Annotated in this window: 14 protein-coding genes; 11 read left to right on the top strand and 3 right to left on the bottom strand. The window is 52.7% G+C overall.

What is annotated here, in order from left to right; all coding sequences use genetic code 11:
• The first annotated feature begins 164 nt into the window (after nt 1-164).
• The 9 genes from EJQ19_RS28200 (at nt 165) to EJQ19_RS28160 (ending at nt 14750) form a co-directional block, all read left to right on the top strand.
• Nucleotides 165-3395, top strand: coding sequence for a chondroitinase family polysaccharide lyase (locus tag EJQ19_RS28200; RefSeq protein ID WP_126144569.1), 3231 nt, complete (start codon nt 165-167; stop codon nt 3393-3395).
• Nucleotides 3396-3436: 41 nt separating this feature from the next.
• Nucleotides 3437-5674, top strand: coding sequence for a helix-turn-helix domain-containing protein (locus EJQ19_RS28195; protein WP_126144568.1), 2238 nt, complete (start codon nt 3437-3439; stop codon nt 5672-5674).
• Nucleotides 5675-6672: 998 nt separating this feature from the next.
• Nucleotides 6673-7620 carry an ABC transporter permease gene (locus EJQ19_RS28190; RefSeq protein ID WP_126144567.1) on the top strand — a complete coding sequence of 316 codons (948 nt, stop codon included), beginning with the start codon at nt 6673-6675 and terminating at the stop codon, nt 7618-7620.
• Between the two features lie 13 nt (nt 7621-7633).
• Nucleotides 7634-8518, top strand: a complete 885-nt coding sequence (locus tag EJQ19_RS28185; protein WP_126144566.1) for a carbohydrate ABC transporter permease — start codon at nt 7634-7636, stop codon at nt 8516-8518.
• A 65-nt stretch (nt 8519-8583) separates the two neighbouring features.
• A complete protein-coding gene (locus EJQ19_RS28180) occupies nt 8584-10203 on the top strand; it encodes a type 2 periplasmic-binding domain-containing protein (RefSeq protein WP_164716763.1) in 1620 nt (539 codons plus the stop codon).
• 8 nt (nt 10204-10211) lie between these two features.
• A complete protein-coding gene (locus EJQ19_RS28175; protein ID WP_126144564.1) occupies nt 10212-11699 on the top strand; it encodes a sulfatase family protein in 1488 nt (495 codons plus the stop codon).
• A gap of 6 nt (nt 11700-11705) precedes the next feature.
• Nucleotides 11706-13097, top strand: a complete 1392-nt coding sequence (locus EJQ19_RS28170; RefSeq protein ID WP_126144563.1) for a sulfatase family protein — start codon at nt 11706-11708, stop codon at nt 13095-13097.
• 71 nt (nt 13098-13168) lie between these two features.
• The gene (locus EJQ19_RS28165) at nt 13169-14158 is read left to right on the top strand and encodes a glycoside hydrolase family protein (protein ID WP_241243115.1); all 990 of its coding nucleotides are present in this window, start codon (nt 13169-13171) and stop codon (nt 14156-14158) included.
• A 139-nt stretch (nt 14159-14297) separates the two neighbouring features.
• Nucleotides 14298-14750: a VOC family protein gene (locus tag EJQ19_RS28160; RefSeq protein ID WP_126144561.1), complete on the top strand. Its 453-nt coding sequence runs from the start codon at nt 14298-14300 to the stop codon at nt 14748-14750.
• Between the two features lie 22 nt (nt 14751-14772).
• On the opposite strand, the gene EJQ19_RS28155 is transcribed toward EJQ19_RS28160, so the two are convergent.
• A complete protein-coding gene (locus tag EJQ19_RS28155) occupies nt 14773-15612 on the bottom strand; it encodes an SDR family NAD(P)-dependent oxidoreductase (protein ID WP_126144560.1) in 840 nt (279 codons plus the stop codon).
• A gap of 164 nt (nt 15613-15776) precedes the next feature.
• Here EJQ19_RS28155 and EJQ19_RS28150 point away from each other — a divergent pair, with 164 nt between their 5' ends.
• Entirely contained in the window at nt 15777-16685 is a 909-nt protein-coding gene (locus EJQ19_RS28150) for a LysR family transcriptional regulator (protein ID WP_126144559.1), read from the top strand.
• Nucleotides 16686-16747: 62 nt separating this feature from the next.
• On the top strand, nt 16748-17545 hold the full coding sequence (locus tag EJQ19_RS28145; RefSeq protein WP_126144558.1) for an aminoglycoside phosphotransferase family protein: 798 nt from the start codon (nt 16748-16750) through the stop codon (nt 17543-17545).
• A gap of 41 nt (nt 17546-17586) precedes the next feature.
• Here the strand turns inward: EJQ19_RS28145 and EJQ19_RS28140 are convergent, their stop codons facing one another.
• Nucleotides 17587-18909: a sensor histidine kinase gene (locus EJQ19_RS28140; protein WP_126144557.1), complete on the bottom strand. Its 1323-nt coding sequence runs from the start codon at nt 18907-18909 to the stop codon at nt 17587-17589.
• Complete coding sequence (locus EJQ19_RS28135) at nt 18906-19592, bottom strand: response regulator transcription factor (RefSeq protein WP_126144570.1); 687 nt, start codon at nt 19590-19592, stop codon at nt 18906-18908. The genes EJQ19_RS28140 and EJQ19_RS28135 overlap by 4 nt, the downstream gene beginning before the upstream one ends.
• Nucleotides 19593-20216 lie beyond the last annotated feature (624 nt).

The following is a 20216-nucleotide window of genomic DNA, read 5'->3' as shown; positions in this document are numbered from 1 at the left end:
CCCGCCACAACGCCCGCCACAACCCCCGCTCCAGCACCACTCCGCAGCCAGTTCAAATCTCGCATATGCGAAAAAGAAACCGCACATAGACACCCGGAGCCGCTGTCCGCTACACTTTGGGATAAACCAAATCGAGATTATTCCTGAAGGCAGGGGAGGACAACATGACGATTTACAGTTTTGAAAGCGGTATCCCGGAGAGCATTTCTTGCGACGCAAGCTCGCATCTGACGATCAGCGACCGCCACTATAAAGATGGGGAGCATAGTCTGCAGTGGGATTATGACGGAGCAGGCCGTTTGACCATTTCAGGCGCTATTGGCTATCGTCCGTTTCAGGAAGGGGCGAGCAGTCAGGCGCGCGATTCATTTGCCATTTGGATCTATAATCCGGCTCCGATTGAGGGGCAGCTTACTTTCGAATTTAGCCGGGGCGGCCACGAAACCGACTGTTCGTTCAACTTCGGTCTGCAGTTCCAAGGCTGGCGTACTGCTTGGGTCGCGTATGAACGCGACATGATAGGCGTGCCGCACCCCGACATGGATACAATCACGTTGCAGATGCCCGTAGGCGTGAAGCCGGGTACGATTTTCATCGACCAATTGATGGTGAACACCAAGATCGATCCGCGGTTCCATACGCGGGATGCCCAGGTGCCATTCGTCAATCTCGTCGCCGATGTGTCGGCGAATGCGCACTGGTTGGCGCTATATGCGTTCGAGCAGTTGCGATCGTCATCAATCCAATTGACAGTTGCACAGCCTGAACAACATCAGTCATCAATCGCACTTCCGACCAGTTCAATGCGAGAACAGCATCAGTCATCAAACGTACTTCCGACCAGTTCAACGCAAGAAAAGCATCAACCCTCATTCGCACATCTTACCAGCTCAACGCGAGAGCAGGTCCAGTCTTCTTCCGCACCTCCAGCAAGCACAGTGCGAGGCCGAACTACTTCGCCTCTCGCCTCGCCAACGGCAATTACGCCCGAGCAGGAGCATGCACATAGCATCATGAATGCGCGCTTTGAAGCGCTTTTCTATACACCCGGTACATGCTCGCCGGATGAGGTCGACCAGCTGAAGCGGCAATTCTCTAACTTCGGCATCGTACGCTCCCAGGACGGAATCACAGGCCGTCCTGTAGAACTCCCGTTCCGCGATCACTTCCCGCTAGGGCGGAAGGAAGAACTGATGCAGGTCGCCAACGCGGTTCAGCTCAGCGAGATCACGAAATTCCTCTTGGCAGCAGCGATGTGTTTTCGATCCAGCGAAGACGCCGCTCAAAAAGCCGAGCTCGAAGCCATGTTGATCGCCGTGCTCGATCATCTGGAAGATCAAGGCTGGGCCTACGGCAGCTCGCAGGGGACGGTGCATCATTTTGGTTATAATTTCCGCGACTATTATCCGGCGGTGTTTCTTATCCGCGAAGTTCTCCAACAGTCAGGCCGCTTGTCCCGCACGCAGCGCACGATGCGCTGGTTTAGCGGAGCGGGGCGTATTCATACACCGCTTGATGAGGTCGAGGGCAATATCGACATCTATAACACGACGCTTCACGGCATGCTAGCGTCAATTCTCATTGGCGAAGATGCTGCGGAAAAAGCATGGGAGCTCGCGGCTTTCCGCGACTGGCTGAGCCAGTCGATGCTGCCGGCGAATGGACTTCGAGCCGCCTACAAAATCGACGGCTCCGCCTACCATCATGTTAACCACTATCCAGCTTATGCGGTCGGGGGCTTTCAAGGCGTGACGCCCATGATGTATGTGCTGAGCGGCACACCGTATCGCATCCATGTGCAGGCGCATGCGACGATCCGCAAGGCGCTGCTGGCGATGCGGCTGTACAGCAACAAACGCGAGTGGCTTGTTTCGTTATCGGCGCGCCACCCGACAGGCCGATGGGCGCTCGATCCCGAGCCGTTCGCCTGGTTGGCCCGCTGCGGCACGCCAGATGGCAATAGCGAACTTGACGTTGAAGTTGCGGCGGCATATTTACGTTTGCTGGAGCCAGATGAAACGACGGAAGCATCCCGACGATTCCGCGCCAACCAGCTCACCCCCGAACCCGCGCCAACTGGCCACTGGACGATGAACTATGCGGCGCTTACGATTCATCGGCGCGGCGAGTGGTTGGCGGGGATGCGCGGACACAGCCGTTATCTTTGGGCAAACGAGACGTATGTGAGCGCCAATTTGTACGGCCGTTACATCTCGCACGGGCATTTGCAGATCATGAGCAAGGGCGAGCCGATCGGCAACGAAGCCAGCGGCTACCACCATGACGGCTGGGATTGGAACCGGTGGCCCGGCACGACGACCATTCACAAACCGATCGCGGAACTGCGTTCCGATGTCCGTAATGTGGACACGCTTAGCGGCTTTGAGGAGATGCTGCTGTCCGACGAGACGTATGCGGGAGGACTTCACTTTCAACAAGAAAACGGCATGTTCGCCATGAAGCTTCACGAGCATCCGAAATACGAGGGCAGTCACCGCGCGCGGAAGTCGGCTTTTTTCTTTGACCGTCTTATTGTGTGTCTGGGCACGGACATCGAGAACGACAACGGTGAACAGCCGACGGAGACGACGTTATTTCAGCAGCATTTACCGCACCCGCATGAGACTGTTTGGCTGAGCGACACCGAACCGGTACAGGTGTTCCCGTACTTCCAAAAAAAGCAATTAGACAAAGCCGCATGGATTGTGGACAATAAAGGAAACGGCTACTTTGTGCCGGAGGGCCAGGCGCTCGGTCTGTCGAAATCGACGCAGCATTCAAAGCATCAAGCGACGGACGCGGATACGCAGGGAGATTTTGCGGCAGCTTGGCTGGAGCATGGAACCTCGCCTCAAGGCGGGCGTTACGAGTACGCGATCCTTGTCGATACGACGGCGGAGGAAATGGCGGCCTTCTGCGCTCGCATGCAATCCCACGGGACAGCAGGCTACACGGTGCTTCGGCAAGACCGCAACGCCCATGTCGTGACCGATACGAAAAGCGGCATTACCGCTTACGCATTATTTGAAGCAGACGATAGCGTCAATACCGGCCGCGTCACGGCTGTCGATACGCCATGCATGGTGATGGTGCGGGAGGAAGCAGGCATCTTGACGATAAGCGTCGTCGATCCCGATCTTAGACTCTACGAAGGCGTAGAAGCGGATCAATATGACGAGAACGGTATTCAAAAGGAAGTCAGCGTCTATTCGCGCGATTGGGTCCATGCGGAAAGCATTGCCCATATGCTCCGGCTTACTTTACAAGGCCAGTGGGCCGAGCAGGAATCGTTGCCAGGCATCTATGTGCAACCAACGGACAATGACTTCACGGTCATTGAGGTGACGTGCAAGGACGCGATGCCGCGGGAATTTACTTTACAAGCGCTCTCATAAGATTTTCACAAAGCCAGTACTATCCAAGCGGAGGCGAGAAAATGAAATCGGCGATTAATCAGCTACCGGTCTTTTACCGTTATCTTTTCTCCTATATGGCGTTGTTTTTGCTGCCGCTGCTCTTTCTGGGCTTGACGGGGTATTATCAACTGGTTCATATCGTCGGCGGGGATGTCGAGCGCAACAATCAGGCGCTGCTGAACGAGCTGCAGGAGCAGATGGATCAGAAGCTGATTCTGATGAACCGGATCGCGGGGCAGCTGGAGAGCATGTCCGAGTTGTCACCTTATGTGCTGACGCACGACGATTACAGTGTCTACCAAGGGAAAAAGGTGTTGGAAGGCAAGGTCGTCGACGACAGTATCCGCGAGATCGCGCTGCATATTCGAGGCACCGATTTCATGATTTCACCGATCAGCATTTATAAGGTGAACCAATTCATTCAAGATTTTTATGTCTATAAAAATTGGTCCCCCGATCAGTTCAAAGACGATCTGGAGCATGCGACAGTGCCGCAGCTTCGGCCTGCGGAGGATGTTGCGGTTTCCGGCGTTTCAGGTACGCCTGACGTGCGAATGGTCACGTACCTTGTGCCGATTCCGATTAACAGCCTGCATCCCTACGGCTCGGTGTTGTTCATGCTGCGGGAAAGCGAGCTGCTCAAAAGCTTGTCGCTGCCCGAAGGCAACGCCATCGTCTTCGATCGTCAGGGACGCGTCGTGGCTGCACAGAAGCAGAGTGACTATTTGCAGGATGCGGATTTTTTCAAGACGGTTGTGCACGGCAATGCCTCTTACCAGAATATTTCGATCCAGCATGTGAATTATGCCGTTTCCTACCAAAAGTCGGACAAAAGCGGTTTTACCTATGTGACGTTAATTCCGAAAACTACGCTTGTCGCGCCGATTACTCGGGCCATTTGGCAGTGGGTGAGTTGGATGGGCATTATTTTTCTCGCCGGATGCGCCTTGGTGTACGTACTGATGCTGTTTAACTACAATCCGGTCAAAAAGCTTGCGACGCTAGTCGAGTCCGTGCGCGGCCAATCGCTTCGCAAGGCGAATGAGTTGGAAACGATCGGAAGCGTCATCCACGATATGGCGCACTCCAATCGCAGCCTTGGGCTGAAGCTGGAAGCGAATCGTTCTGCGATTCGGGAGCACTTGCTCGCCTCTCTGCTCAAAGGCGAATGGGAATCGGCTGCGGCCTTCAATGAGCAGGGGCAGGAGCTCGGCGTCTTGCTTCCGTACCCGTACACGGCTGTACTCATGCTGGAGTACCCCGCTTCCATAGCGGCGATGAAAGAAAGGCTGCTGGACGAAGTCGAGGGCAAGTTCGGCAGTGAGATGATCGGCTACCGCAAGGAAAGCCTGGAAGAGCGCCGCATCCTGTTCATCGTGTCGACCGGCGCTGCGGAGGAGACTTGGCGCGCCTGGTTGGAACGGCTGCACGAGCATGTGCTTGCCGTCTTCCAGGCACCGATTACGATGGGGGTCGGCAACCGGTACGGCGAGCTGGCGCAAGCGGGCCGCTCGTTCCTCGAAGCGTCAACCGCGATCGACTATAAGCTGATCAAGGGCAATCAGCGGGTCATTTTCTTTGACGAGCTGCAGGCGCACGATCAGGTCGACTTATTTAACCCGAGACGGGTGCTGGAGGAGCTGGATCTGGTGCTGCACCTTGGCGGCCCTGAACAAATCTCCGAAGCGGTCGAGCAGATCGCACAGCGCATGAAAGCGAGCGGGCTCACGCTGTTTATTGCCCGTGAGCTGATCTATGACATGATCCGCAAATTCATTGCGTACGCGGAGAAGCAGCGTCCGGGCAGCACTGGCGCCAGCTTCCCCGACGTGCTGACGCTGACGGACTACACGACGCTTGACGATATCGTGGGGCTGCTCCTCTCTGCATCCGCGACGCTGCGCGAGGTGTTGGAGGCGAAAAAGCCGGCGGCGCCGAACGCGATGATCGAGCAGATCACGGCGTACATTTCCCGGCACTGCGCGGAGTATGATTTCTCAGTGCAGCGGATTGCGGAGCATTTTTCACTGTCACTCTCGTATTTAAGCCGCTACTTCAAGGAGCAGACCGGTCAGACCGTCATGGAATATATGAATGAGGTGCGCATCGATCAAGCCAAACGGCTCTTGCGTACCGATGATCGCTCCGTGAAAGATATCGTGCAGCAAGTCGGTTACTACGACGTATCGAGCTTCATTCGCAAATTCAAACAGATGGTCGGAGTTACGCCCGGCGAATACCGCAAGCAGCATCGATAGCTGCTAGAAGTTATGCGCCCCTTCATTTATGAGGGGGCGCATTTTTTGCGTGTCAGCTTAGCCGTGGAACCTCTGGCAAACGCTAGAGTATCCAGGCGGAGCGCCTCATTAGCCAATGAAACCACTGGCTAATGCCAGACATCCATCAGATTCATCCCAAATAGCCAATCTATTCATTGGCTATTCGGCGAAATCAGCGCTGATATCGCGCAATTTTCCCAAATTAGGCAGTGGTAACATGGCTTATTCAAGAGAATCAACGTGATTTGGTCCGATTAACAAATGAAACCATTGGCTATTGCCGTCTTATCAGCCTATACTTCCTCGAAGTGGCTCTACTCTACTACGTCAGTAGTCCACGCTTCCGTCTCTGAAAGGACGGCAAGCCGCCCACCATGGTCAAGCTCAATGGCCATTTTTGTGGGCGGGTAAGACCAGAACAGTTTGGAGAAGAGGCGTTTACAGAAATTAGATAACGACGATATCCTATTTCAGCATCTGGGTCGATTTTTAAGATAATAAGTTAATGCAACGAACCTATTTGCAGCAAATGTGCTTGCAACACGGCAAAAACCGACGAATAGGATAACACCGTTATCTTATTCTGAAAATCAGAACACAAGCGATGCAAATAGGTAATTGCAATTAACTTATTTCCAAAAGATAGCCGGATCACTTCCTGCTAAAAACAAATGCCTCTCTCACAACCTGCCACCCTAACTTGCTGACAAACTTGGAGCCGCCACCCCTGCCCAGAGGCTGAATCGGCTTAGAAGCGCCGATGCCAACGCCGCATAGAGCAGCTTACTGCCCCGCTCCCGCCGCCCGCTCTCGTCCCTTTTTCAACATGCCGAATTCGCACATCCCCTCCGTCAAAAACCGCAGATCCCGCGCCACATCAGCCTAGATCAAGTTTCGCATATGCCGTGTGGCGATCTCGCTTATATACGGTTGTGCCATCCGGATGGTACAACTGAGACATGAAAGCGATTTACTCAATGACATCGCGAATAACTAGCGGAGGTGAACATAACGTGCTTCAGTCCCAGACCTTCAAGCGTATCATCCGCAATTACGATCTGTACTTGTTGTTCTTGCCGACGCTTGCCTACTTTATTATTTTCCATTATGTACCGATGTACGGGCTGCAAATTGCGTTCAAAAACTTCAATCCCGTCAAAGGCATCGCCGGCAGCCCTTGGGTTGGTTTCGATAACTTTGAGCGGTTTTTCGAATCGTATCAGCTCACGACCATCATTCGCAACACGCTTGGCATTTCGATTTACGAGCTGCTTGTCGCGTTCCCGGCGCCGATCATTCTGGCGCTGATGATTAATCAGCTTACCAGCGAGCGCTTCAAGCGATTTGTGCAAACGATTACGTATGCGCCGCACTTTATTTCCACGGTGGTCGTCGTCGGGATCGTGTACCTGCTGCTTTCGCCCAAAACGGGCGCCGTCAACAGCTTTCTCGGGCTGTTCGGCATCGATCCGATTTTTTTCATGGGAAGTCCGGACTGGTTTAAAACCGTCTTCGTCTTCTCCGGCGTCTGGCAGAGTGTCGGGTGGGGAACGATCATTTATTTGGCGGCGCTGACAGCGGTCAATCCCGATCTGCACGAAGCGGCGACCGTCGACGGCGCAACCAAGCTGCAGCGCGTCCTGCATGTCGACATTCCGTCGATTATGCCTACGGTCATCATTATGCTCATTATGAACATGGGCCATATTATGAGTGTCGGCTTCGAAAAGGTGTATCTGATGCAGAATCAGCTCAACATCGATTCCTCGGAGACGATTCAAACTTATGTGTACAAAGCAGGGCTTGTACAAGCCCAGTACAGCTATGCATCAGCAATAGGCTTGTTCAACACGGTCATCAACTTTATTTTGCTGATTGCCGTCAACCAACTATCGAAATCCATGAAACAATCCAGCTTATGGTAAGGGAGAGACGAACATGAAACTGGCAAAATCAAGGGCGGATCTCCTGTTTGATATCACCAACTACACGCTTATTTCCATTCTGGTGCTGCTGGTGCTGTATCCGCTGTACTTTGTGGTCACCGCTTCCATCACGGATCCCGATCTGGTGTATTCCGGCAAGCTGCTCTTCTTCCCCGAGCATGTGACGTGGGACGGCTACAAGCGGCTGCTGAGCGAAACGTCGATCTGGGTCGGCTTCCGCAACTCACTGTGGTACACAGTGGCAGGCACCTCGATTAACTTGGTGCTCACCATTACAGCGGGCTACGTGCTGTCGCGTACCGATCTCGTCGGCCGCAACATCTTTATGTTCCTGCTCGTGTTCACGATGTTTTTCGGCGGCGGCCTGATTCCAACGTACTTGCTCGTCCGGGATCTGGGCATGCTGGATTCCACGTGGGCGATGATCATTCCGAATGCGGTGTCCGTTTTCAACGTCATTATCGTCCGGACGTTTTTCCAATCCAACGTACCCGGCGAGGTGCTGGAATCGGCGCAAATCGACGGGTGCTCGAACATCAAATTTTTTCTAAAAATCGCGATTCCGCTGGCGCTGCCGATTGTGGCGGTCATGGTGTTGTTCTATGCCGTCGGGCATTGGAACTCCTACTTCCAGGCGCTGATTTATCTCAAAAGCAATGCCAAGCAGCCGCTGCAAATTATTTTGCGCAACATTTTGATTATGAACGAAGGCTCCGACATGCAGGATATGCTCGACGGCTCGCAGGAACAGCAAAAACGGATGGAACTGATGAAATACGGCATCATTATCGTCTCCAGCTTGCCTGTGTTGGTCTTGTACCCGTTCCTGCAGCGTTATTTCGTCAAGGGCGCCCTCGTCGGCTCGGTCAAAGGGTAATTGCGGCAACGGCCGCTTACTATATACACTAGAACATGCCATCATCAGAAAGGGGAAAAAGAAAGATGAACAACACATGGCCAAAAGCTGCACTAGGGTTACTGTTAAGCACGTCCCTCGTCCTGGCGGGATGCTCCTCCGATAAAGGAGCTGCGGGAGAAAGCGCGAAGCCGACGACGGCTGCGGTGCCTTCCGATATGAATGAGAGCGGATTGCCGATCGCCAAAGAGAAGCTGACGCTGAACATCGCGGCCTTCAAGCCGCCCTCAGGCAAGGATTTGAATGATTATAAAATTTTTAAAGATATTGAAGCGTCCACGAACGTTCATATTAATTGGAATCTGACGCCAGGCAGCTCGTGGAACGAGAAGAAAAACTTGCTGTTTGCCGGTGGCGAGCTGCCGGACGCCTTTTATGCGCACGGTATTCTGAACGAGGACACGGACATTGTCAAATACGGTTCTCAAGGCATTCTCATTCCGCTGGAAGGATTGATCGAGAAATATGCGCCGAACGTCAAGAAGATGTTCCAGAACAATCCGACTTATAAAAAGCAACTGACAGCGCCGGACGGTCATATTTACTCCCTGCCGACGATCGACGAGAGCTATTCGCAGACGAAGTCCACGATGTTCATTAACAAAAAGTGGCTGGATCAGTTGAAGCTGCCGATTCCGACAACAACGGACGAGCTGTATACGACGCTGAAAGCTTTTAAAGATAACGATTTGGGCGGTAACAATAAAAAGGATCAAATCCCGCTGTCCTTCCTGCAAAACTGGAACAGTGACGTAAACTCCTTATTCGGCGCTTTCGGCCGCATCGATCGCGATGTGCACAAAGTCGGCAACAACCACTTGTCCGTCGAGAACGATAAAGTTGTCTACACGGCGGCTCAGCCGGAGTATAAGGCGGCCATCCAATACTTCAACAAATTGTTTGCGGAAGGATTGGCCGATCCGGAAAGCTTCACGCAGGACTCCAAAGTGCTGACAGCCAAAGAAAGCAAAGGCATCATCGGTGTTGTGTTCGACTGGAATCCGGCTAACCAAGACTATGTGTCGCTGCCACCGCTGAAAGGACCAAATGGCAAAGACCCGGTATGGGCTGCTTATGCCAACGGTATTTTGCTCAGAGGCTCATTCGCCATCACGAACGTCAACAAACATCCGGAAGCAACGATGCGCTGGATTGACAACATGTACGATCCAAAAATCTCCATGCAATTCAGCCGTGGCGTCATCGGCGGCTCCTCGCTCAAAGAGCGCTCAGACGGCAAATATGATGCGATCGCGACTCCTTCGGGCGCAAGTGCGGACGATTTCATGCAAGTGCCGCCAACTGCTTACTCCGTTTGGGGTTTGACGAAAGCTGTTACAGATCTCGTTGTTCCGCCTGCGGCTTCGGGCAACCGCTCCAAGATTGACATCGATAACGTATACGGCAAATATCTCGTGGACAACGCGTTCCCTAAAACGTACTTCACTGCAGAAGAAAGCGACCAGATTTCCCGCTACTTGACTGACATCGATGCTTACGTCAGCAAAATGTATGCGAAATGGATGCTGTCCGGCGGCATTGACAAAGAATGGGACGATTATGTGAAAAAGCTTAAAGATATGGGCCTCGACAACATGATGAAAATTTATCAGCAGGTCTATGACCGCTATAAAGCCAGCAAGTAGGGATTGCCATGCATGCATCTAGGCAAAAACAAATACAAAAACAAAAACCGAACATCCTCTTTATTTTGGCGGACGATATGGGGAGCTGGGCGCTTGGCTGCGCCGGCAACCCCGAAATCCGTACGCCGAATCTCGATCGGCTAGCCGCCGAGGGGATGCGTTTTGATCACTTTTTCTGCACGTCGCCGGTATGCTCTCCGGCGCGTGCTTCTATTTTAACGGGCCGTATGCCGTCGCAGCACGGCGTCCATGACTGGATTTCGTCCGGCAACGTGGACCGTGACGCTTTGTCGGAAGAGCTGCGCCGCCACCCGGCGTTAGCCGGCGAACAGACGGCGGCCGCGTATTTGGCCGGCATCCCGGCCTACACGGAGCTGCTCGCCGATGCGGGCTACGCCTGCGCTTTAAGCGGCAAATGGCACCTCGGGAACAGCGTCGTGCCGCAAAAAGGCTTCGAACGCTGGTTCACAATTGCACGCGGCGGCTGCTCGTATATGAAGCCGGACATCGTGGAGGACGGCGAGGTTCGGATTGCAGACGGGTATATCACCGATATGATTACCGACCATGCACTGACGTTTATGGACGAGCTTGCCGGACAGGAGGCACCGTTCTACCTCGGCGTGCATTATACGGCGCCGCACTCGCCTTGGGATCGTTCGGAGCATCCGGAGTCGTATGTGAGGTTGTATGACGATTGCCTGTTTGAATCGGTGCCGGATCTGCCGATGCATCCGAATCAGATTCCATCCGCACCTCGCGGGGAAGGCGAACGCCGCAAGGAGCTGCTCCAGGGTTATTATGCGTCGGTGACCGCAATGGACGAAGGGATCGGCCAGCTGTTGGATCGGCTGGAAGCGCACGGGCTCAAGGAGGAGACGCTGGTCGTTTTTATGGGAGACAATGGCATGAATATGGGGCACCACGGCGTATGGGGCAAGGGCAACGCGACGTTCCCGCTTAATATGTACGACACCTCTGTGCTCGTGCCTGCGATCTTCGCCTATCCGGGCGTCATTCCGCCGGGAAGCTTATGCAGCGAGCTGCTGAGCCAATATGATATTTTTCCGACGCTGCTGGACGTGTGCGGGCTGCCGAATCCGGAGGCTTCGCGGCTGCCCGGGCAGAGCTTTCGGAAGCTGCTGCAAGGCGAAGCGGGAAGCGGGCGGGAGGACGTCGTCATCTATGACGAGTACGGTCCTGTGCGGATGATTCGCACGGAGGATTGGAAGTACGTGCATCGCTATCCGTATGGACCGCATGAATTGTATGATCTTCGCCGCGATCCGGGCGAGGAGGTTAATTTGGCGTCGGAGGCGTCATGTGCCGACGTGATGGAGGCGCTGCAGCGCAGACTCGGCGAATGGTTCGCCAGCTATGTCGTGCCGGAGCTGGACGGGCGCGTGGCGCCGGTTACGGGGTACGGCCAGCGGATGCCGATGAGGCCGGGAATTACGGAAGGGGCGGCGTTTGAGCCCCTGCCGGGTAAGGAGTGAGAAGATATGAAAAGACCGAACTTGGTATTTGTTTTTCCAGATCAGCTTAGGCAGCAATCCGTTGGCTTTATGAACGGGGACCCGGTGCTGACGCCGAACTTGGACCGTTTTAGCGAGGAATGTCTCGTGCTGAACAACGCGGTGAGCAATTTTCCGATTTGCAGTCCGTACCGGGGCATGCTGATGACGGGGAAATATCCGTATTCGACGGGCGTGATTGCTAATTGCAACTCCAATCGCAACGTGTACGGCGTTTATTTGAAAAAAGACGAGCGCTGTCTATCGGATGTGTTGGCGGAGAACGGCTATGAGACCGGCTATATCGGCAAATGGCATCTCGATCCGGTCGAGCCTTCGCAAGCGCCGCACACGGAAGGGTTCCGCGAGGATGGTATCCTGTGGGACTCGTATACGCTGCCGGAGCGCAGGCACGGCTTCGGCTTCTGGCACGCCTACGGCGCCTGCGACAACCATTTCGATCCGCATTATTGGGAGAACGGGGCTGCGCTATCCGAGCGGATGCGTCCCGGCGTCTGGTCGGTCGAGCATGAGACGGATGTCGCCGTGGGGTACATTGCGAACAAGGACGGCGCGTATCGCGATGAAGGCAAGCCTTTTATGCTGATGCTGTCGTACAATCCGCCGCATCCGCCGTTTGAGCAAGTGCCGGAGCGGTACTTGGCGATGTATGAGGGCATGGAGGCGGAGGACCTGCTGGTGCGGTCAAACGTGACGGATCGCACGTCGGAGGCGTTCGCACGCTTGTACGGAGGTTCCCAGCAGGGCAAGGCGTATGCGGATATGCATGTGAAGCGGTATTTTGCCGCGATTACGGGTGTGGATGAGCATTTTCAGCGTATTCTGGATGCGATCGATGCCAAGGGCCTTAAAGAAGACACGATCGTCGTGTTCACGTCCGATCACGGAGATATGATGGGCAGCCACAATTTGTCGGGCAAGCCGCACTGGTACGCCGAAAGCTTCAAGGTGCCCTTTGCGATCCGGTATCCGGGCAAGATCCAGCCGGGGCGTGCCGATTTTATCCTGAACGTGCCGGACTTGCTTCCGACGCTTCTCGGTTTGATGGGGCTCGAGACTGCGGTGCCTGATGACGTTGAAGGCGAGAACAAAGCCGCTTTCTTCCGCGGGGAACGGGCCGAGGGGACGACGGGCCTGTATGTGAACCCTTTTACGAATATGAGGGGGCTTAAGACCGAGCAGTATACGTTCCTTGTACACAAGGATTATGCGGAGAAGGAGACGGTTCTGCTGTTTGACGATGTCGCGGACCCGTATCAAATAAAGGACGTTGCTGGCGAGCATCCGGATGTGGTCCGGGAGCTTAGGATGCAGTTAGATCGAGAACTGGCGAAGACGAACGATATTTGGAATCGCTAGGAGAGAGAATCGAGGGATGCGAAGTGATGGAGAGGGAGAGGGTGCCTGCCCCGCGGGGCGGAGGCTTTCGCATGGCGGGCTACTGGGTATGGTGCGGCTCCGTTGTCAAAGGCGAGGACGGCCGGTACCACATGTTCGCCTCCCGCTGGCCTAAGACGCTGCCGATGCATCCGGGCTGGCTCGTCGCCTCGGAGGTCGTGCGCGCGGTGTCCGAGACGCCGGAGGGGCCGTACCGGTTCGAGGAAGTTGTCTTACCGGCCCGGGGCGCTGAATTTTGGGACGGCCGAAGCACGCACAACCCGCATATTGTGAAGCACGGGGATTTGTACCTTTTGTACTACATGGGCTCGACACACCCATTCAAGGACGTCTCGCCCGAAGAAACATATGATCTGCATGATCCAAGATGTATCGTGGCACGCGCCAACAAGCGGATCGGGCTTGCCATCGCAAGCAGCGTCTTCGGGCCGTGGGAGCGCATGGAAGCGCCGATTTTGCAGCCGAGGCCGGACAAATTCGACAACTTCTTTACGTCCAACCCGGCGCCTTGTGTGCATGAGGACGGCTCTGTACTGTTGGTCTACAAGACGCGCACCTACAAGTCCAGGCCGTACACTGAGTTTTTGCACGGGGACACGATGTCGTTCGGCGTGGCGCGAGCGCCGCATTTCCGTGGGCCGTACATAGCTGTGACGGATGAGACGATTTTTCCACAGGAGAAGTTTTGCCTGGAGGATCCGTTTATTTATCGGGTGGATGGCGGCTACGAGATGATCGCCAAGGATATGATCGGCAACATCTGCGGCGAGTATCACGGCGGTATGCTGGCGCGGTCTGCAGATGGCGTCGTGTGGGAAGCCGAGGAAGGTCGCCTGGCGTACTCGCGCACAGTCTTATGGGACGACGGCGCGGAACAGGTTATGGGAAGCCTCGAGCGGCCGTTCGTGCTGTTCGAGGACGGGGCGCCGACGCATCTGTTTTTCGCGACGGCCGACGGCCCGGGCGAGTTCACGCAGGCAGTGAACACATGGAACATGGTCATCCCGCTGGGACGGGGATGAGCGCAGATGGAAAAACGAACACACCTTGGCGGTGGGTTCGTTTTTTGTTTGAAAAGACCATCCTCAAGATAGTAATTTTTGGTAGAATACATTAGAGAGATGATCCTCTAATAAATTGTAACCACAAGGAGATACCACTATGGCAAATAACAAACTATTAAGAATGGACAACGTTGGCATCGTCGTAGAAAATCTTGATGACGCTATCTCTTTCTTCGAGGAGATTGGCCTGAAGCTCGAAGGGCGAGCTATGGTTGAAGGTGAATGGGCTGGTCGCGTAACTGGGCTGGAGTCACAGCGTGTTGAGATCGCGATGATGGTTACCCCAGATGGCCACAGTCGGCTTGAACTTTCGCGTTTTCTCACCCCGCCTGTGATATCGGATCACCGAACGGCTCCCGTAAATGCCCTCGGTTATCTACGTGTCATGTTCGCCGTTGAAAATATTGACGAATTGGTATCCAGACTCACCGAACGTGGTGCTCAGCTCGTTGGCGAAATGGTTCAGTATGGGGACTCGTATCGCCTCTGCTATATTCGTGGACATGAAGGACTTCTCATCGGTTTGGCGGAACAACTTCGTACAAAATGAATGAAGTTTAAATATTCCAAATCTAACGGTGGCTTACCGACGTTCCTTGCGCTCCGTTCGAAACAGCTTCCCATGTCTCCCAAGTGGCTAAACGATCAGCATAGACTCCGCGCACCAAAGGCAAGACCTTTGCGCCGACCGCAAACCGCAGAGGTGGGTCCTCGGCGTCTATGATTTGAAGAATCGCTTCGGCCGTCGCATTCGGATCGCCTCGTTCTTCTGACGATAAACGGACGGACACCCGATTTCGAAGTTCAGCGTAGACTTCCAATCCCTGTGATGTCTTCATGGACAGGGGGCTTCCAAAGTCAGTTGCATAGGCGCCCGGCTCGAGCAACGTGACCTTAATGCCGAAGCTTTTAACTTCTTGAGCGAGGCTATCGTGCAATGCTTCAACTGCCCATTTGGACGCGCAATAGAAGCCGATGAGCGGCGCCGCAACAATCCCCATGGCACTTGAGACGCCGAGAATGTGCCCGCTGCCCTGTAGTCGAAGCAGAGGCAGAGCAGCTTGGATGACACGAAGCGTACCAAAGTAATTGGTGTCAAATAGTTCACGGACGTCGGATTCGTCAGCCTCCTCAGTCGTGCCAACCAAAGTGTAAGCGGCATTGTTTAAGATGACGTCCAGCCTGCCAAAATGCGTATAAGCCTGCTGAACGGCATGCTCGACCTGCTGGGAATCTGTTACATCGAGCGCTAGGGGGAGAACAGCGTCTCCAAAACGTTCCTTAAATTCGGCGATGCTTTCCGGTGTTCGAGCGGTCGCGGCAACCTTATCCCCGCGAGAGAGTGCAGCCTCCGCCCAAATGCGCCCTAATCCGCGAGAGGCTCCTGTTATGAACCAGACTTTGTTTTCCATCGTATACTCCTCCAATACAATTCCTGTGTGTAGTATTTTTAAACCTTCTGTTTTCTCTTTCGTTCTTCTATAATGTTAAGGCCTAGCAGCTTGATACGGAATTTCAAATAAGTTAGCATGGTATTAACTTATGGTTTATGCAAAAGGAGGAGGAGCCTGCCAGAATGATTGAGCAACTGAAGACGTTTGTTCAAGTGGTGGAGTCCGGAAGCTTTTCTAAGGCAGCCGAAAAGCTTTTTATTTCTTCAACCGCTGTGATGAAACAAATGAATTTGTTGGAAAAGCAAGCCGGAATCCCACTTTTTATCCGTACCAACCACGGTGTCAGCCTCACAAAGGCAGGAACAGCTTTTATCAAAGATGCGAAATATATGCTGCAGTATTTTCAAGAATCTCTTATCCGCATGCATCACTCCGCGCAGGCCAATCGGCATATTGTTCGAGTGGGTACTTCTATGCTTAACCCCTGTAAAGTTTTGATTGATTTGTGGAATGAAATTGGCGACCTATACCCTCAATTCGGAATAAACATCGTTCATTTCCAAGATGACGCACATACACTTCCAACCACTTACCGCATGATCGGCCAATCGCTTGATCTCATAGCGGGGCCATTTCTTACAGATAATTTGAAGGATTACTATCATATGCTTGAACTGGGGAGTTACCGCGTTTGCTTTGCCGTATCTCGGCAACATAGGCTGGCTTCAAGAAAAACACTTTCCATCAAAGATTTGTACGGGGAAAGATTGGCTGTGGTGAATGGTGGAAATAGTGCCGTCATTCATGACATCCGTGATTTCCTGAAAATAAAACATCCTCAAATACAAATTAAGGATATTCCGCGTCTCTATGATCTTGAAGTGTTTAATCGCTGCGAGGAAAGTAATACAGTTATGCTAACATTGGAGGCGTGGGCAGATATTCATCCATCCTTGGTGACGATCCCTAGTGATTTAGATTTTGCAGTTCCATATGGTTTAATATATCCGTTACACCCATCCGAGGAAGTTGGTCAATTCATAGAAATCATAAAAGAAATGCAAGGTAATGCTTTGCCAAAGGTTGAGTGATGTCGAGGCGCACTGTGTAAAAACTGTTAATTCATAGGATTATTTGAAATAGGGGGCATCTTATGGGAGTCGGCGAACGGATTGGCAGAGGCAACACAGCGGATATTTATGAACTAGGGTCGAAACAGGTCCTAAAAGTATTTCGCGACCCGAAACTGCTTGATCTGGAGCGGAATATTAATTCCGTTATTGAGGAGTTGGCGGTAGGAGCCCCGACATTTTATGGAACCGTGGAAACGGATGGTCTTACTGGGCTTGCATATGAGAGGATCCTGGGACCTTCAATGCTAGAGATGCTTATGGGTAAGCCGGAAAAAGCTGTGGAATACGGTCGTCAGCTGGCTGAGCTTCACGCCAAGTTACACAGTGTCAAGCCAGTCGGTCGTTTGGAATCCATTAAAAGTCGACTGGCTTATATGATTAGCGGTATACGTCACGTCGGCTTCGAGCCATTACGAGAGGTGATCGAAAGCTGTCTATCTGAGCTTCCCGGGGGTGATCATCTTTGCCACGGTGACTTCCATCCTGGCAATGTACTTTTAAGTCAGGGGGGGCCTGTCATCATCGACTGGATGACCGCTGTATGTGGTCCGGCACAAGCTGATGCAGCCAGAACGATCCTTATACTTCGTCACGCAGTCTTACCGGCGGAGCTTCCAGAGGTCGCTATACAGACGTTTGCTCAGCTTAGAACTATATTACTGCAAACGTACGAGGACACCTATCTCGAACTGACCGGATACAGCAGGGAGGAGCTCGCGAAGTGGGAGCTTCCTCTAATGGCGGCACGCCTAGGTGAGAGCATTCCGGAGAAGGAGCAGCGCACTCTGCTCGATTTAATACAGCGCCGGATCAACTAGTTATCATCGCTTAATATAACGGAGAATCATGCTACGGCGCGTCATGTGAGCGGCAAGCTGACGTTAAAAGTCGTACCTCGACCGACCGTGCTCTGCACCGAAATCGAGCCTTCGTTCGCTTCTACGAATTCTTTGGCGATGGCGAGACCGAGTCCCATTCCTCCATTATGGCGGGAGCGAGCTTCTTCGACACGATAAAATCGGTCAAATACATAAGGTAGTTTTTCGGGGGGGATACCCATCCCGGTATCTGCAATGGAAACGACGGCGCAGTCTGATTGGGCTTGCTCGCCGTGTGCAATTCCGATCGTTATCGACCCTCCCGAGGGCGTGTACCGCAAAGCATTGCTAAGCAAGTTATAGAAAACTTGGGCCATTCGATGCGGATCGACATTGACCGTCCATGTTTGCTGGGCGGTTGTACGAACAAGCGCAACCTGCTGTTCGACAGCAAGCGGGTTTAACCGATCTATCATCTGATCTATCAGCGTAACAAGATCTGTAGGTCTTCGAGCCAGTGGCAATGTTCGGGATTCAGCCAATGTCAATTGGTGAAGATCCTCAATCAGCCGTGTTAATCGGATCACCTCGTCCTGAATTGGTAATAAAACCTCCGGATAGATCTGCCGCCCGCCGTTCTGAATATTTTCCAGCTGAGATTGAATAATCGCCAGTGGTGTTCTTAATTCATGGACGACATCGGCAGTTAATTGCTTGCGTGTTTCTTCGGCTCTATGCAGTTGTTGGGCCATGCGGTTAAGCGCTTCGGTCACTTTCCCATACTCGTCCTGGGTAGTGACAGGAATGTGAGTGCGAAGAACCCCGCTCGCGATGTTGTTGATAAAGGGGATCATTCGCTTCAATGGCTGCGTTAATCGCCAGGTCATCCAGAAACCCAGCAGAAAGGCGATGACTGCCGTAAATAAGGCAACTCGAATGCCTTCAATGGCCATCGTATGTAGAATATAGGCTTTAAGCTTTGCGTTTTCATTGGATTCAAAGTGAAACGTATAGACGGTTCCTACCTTCGTACCGTTCACGATGATGGCCTGTTCAGCACCATGGCGAATGACGGTGTCCGGATTTTCCTCTCCAAATACGAATATTAGGTGCCCCTCCTGCGAAAGTAAAACCAAACCGGCATCCTTGCGAAGCTGGCGTCCTCCTGTAAAATCAGTTAGCTCCACGCCCTCCCAAGAATGACTATGTGCTTCATAGTAAGCCTTAAATCGATCGGCCATTTCAGCAGCGGAATAACGGCTAAAGCGGCTCTCTAAATAGCCTTGCGTTGTACCGAAATAAACAGCGGAAACAAGGATAACAAGCAACGCGATAACCAGAAACAGCTTGGCTCTCACGTTCATAACCGGTCACCGAACCGATAACCAAATCCAAACATCGTTTGTATGTATTTTGGAACAGCAGGGTCGTCTTCAATTTTTTTACGTAAATTGCTGATATGAGAATCGATTGTGCGTTCATAGTTGATAAAATCGTCCTCCATCGCCATCTTCATCAGCTGAAGTCGGCTAAGAACGATGCCGGGCCGCAATGATAACGTGTGCAGCAGCTTAAATTCCGTAGGTGTCAAAGCGACTTCCTTGCCGTTTTTTAACACCTGATAGGTTGCCTCGTTAATCGTCAAGCTGCCTCGCTGCAGAATCCGTGGCTCATCCGGGGCTTCTTGTGTACGCCGAAGAACAGATCGGATCCGCGCCGCCAGCTCGCGCAGACTGAACGGTTTGGTCATATAATCGTCGGCGCCAAGTTCTAATCCGATTATTTTATCCGTTTCTTCCGCTTTTGCCGTTAACATAATGATCCCGCAGGCTCGCATCTGGCGAAGCTCCCGGCAAACCTCGATGCCGCTCATTTCAGGAAGCATCCAGTCTAAGACGACCAACGCAGGCTGCTCCTTTTTTGCCATTACAAGCGCTTCCTTGCCTGTCGCTGCTGTTACGATTCGGAACCCTTCCTGTTCTAAGAAAACCGTCATCGCCTCGAGCAGCTTCACTTCATCGTCGACTAATAGCAGCGTCGTTTCCACTGGTATTCTCACATCTCCCTGTTAAGTTCTACAGGTATTATAACGCTTTTTATCTCGATTGAATCAGGACCACGAGAATAAGAGAAGATCTCCATATGTTCTTAACATCTGCCTGTTAGCTTATGTATATGAGCTTAATTTGGAGGGATATCGCATGGTTTTAATAGGACTAGATCTTGCTTTGCTGTTGTTGCTTTCGATTGTATGGGGGATTGCTGGTTATCGAATCGGCTATCTTGATGTTAGGGCCGCGGATATTCGACTTCAATCTCGTCTGCGCAGTATTCTCGTATTTCAAGGGATAGGTATGGGATTGGCACTGGCTAAAATAGTTACATTATCTATTCTCTTTGCTAGAGACAGGTTATTCTGGAAGGATAGCTGGCTTATTCACCTGCTTCTGATCGGAATCCCTTTGGTAACTGTACTAATCGTGTCAATCCCAAGGCTATGGACGATGATGCGTAAGGGCAGCAAGACGTCATCGGACAGAGCGCGAGAAGATTCGCTGTGGTTTTTAAAGCTTGTGCTCCCTGTGCGGGCGGCGGGGGTAGGGACTTCTTTGGATAGTATCCGAACATTTTTCTTTGGGGGAACACCCTTCACTGCGTGGAATACGTTGTT

Source organism: Paenibacillus whitsoniae, assembly GCF_003955665.1.
Taxonomy (GTDB): domain Bacteria; phylum Bacillota; class Bacilli; order Paenibacillales; family NBRC-103111; genus Paenibacillus_E; species Paenibacillus_E whitsoniae.
This window is presented reverse-complemented; position numbering and strand designations above follow the sequence as displayed.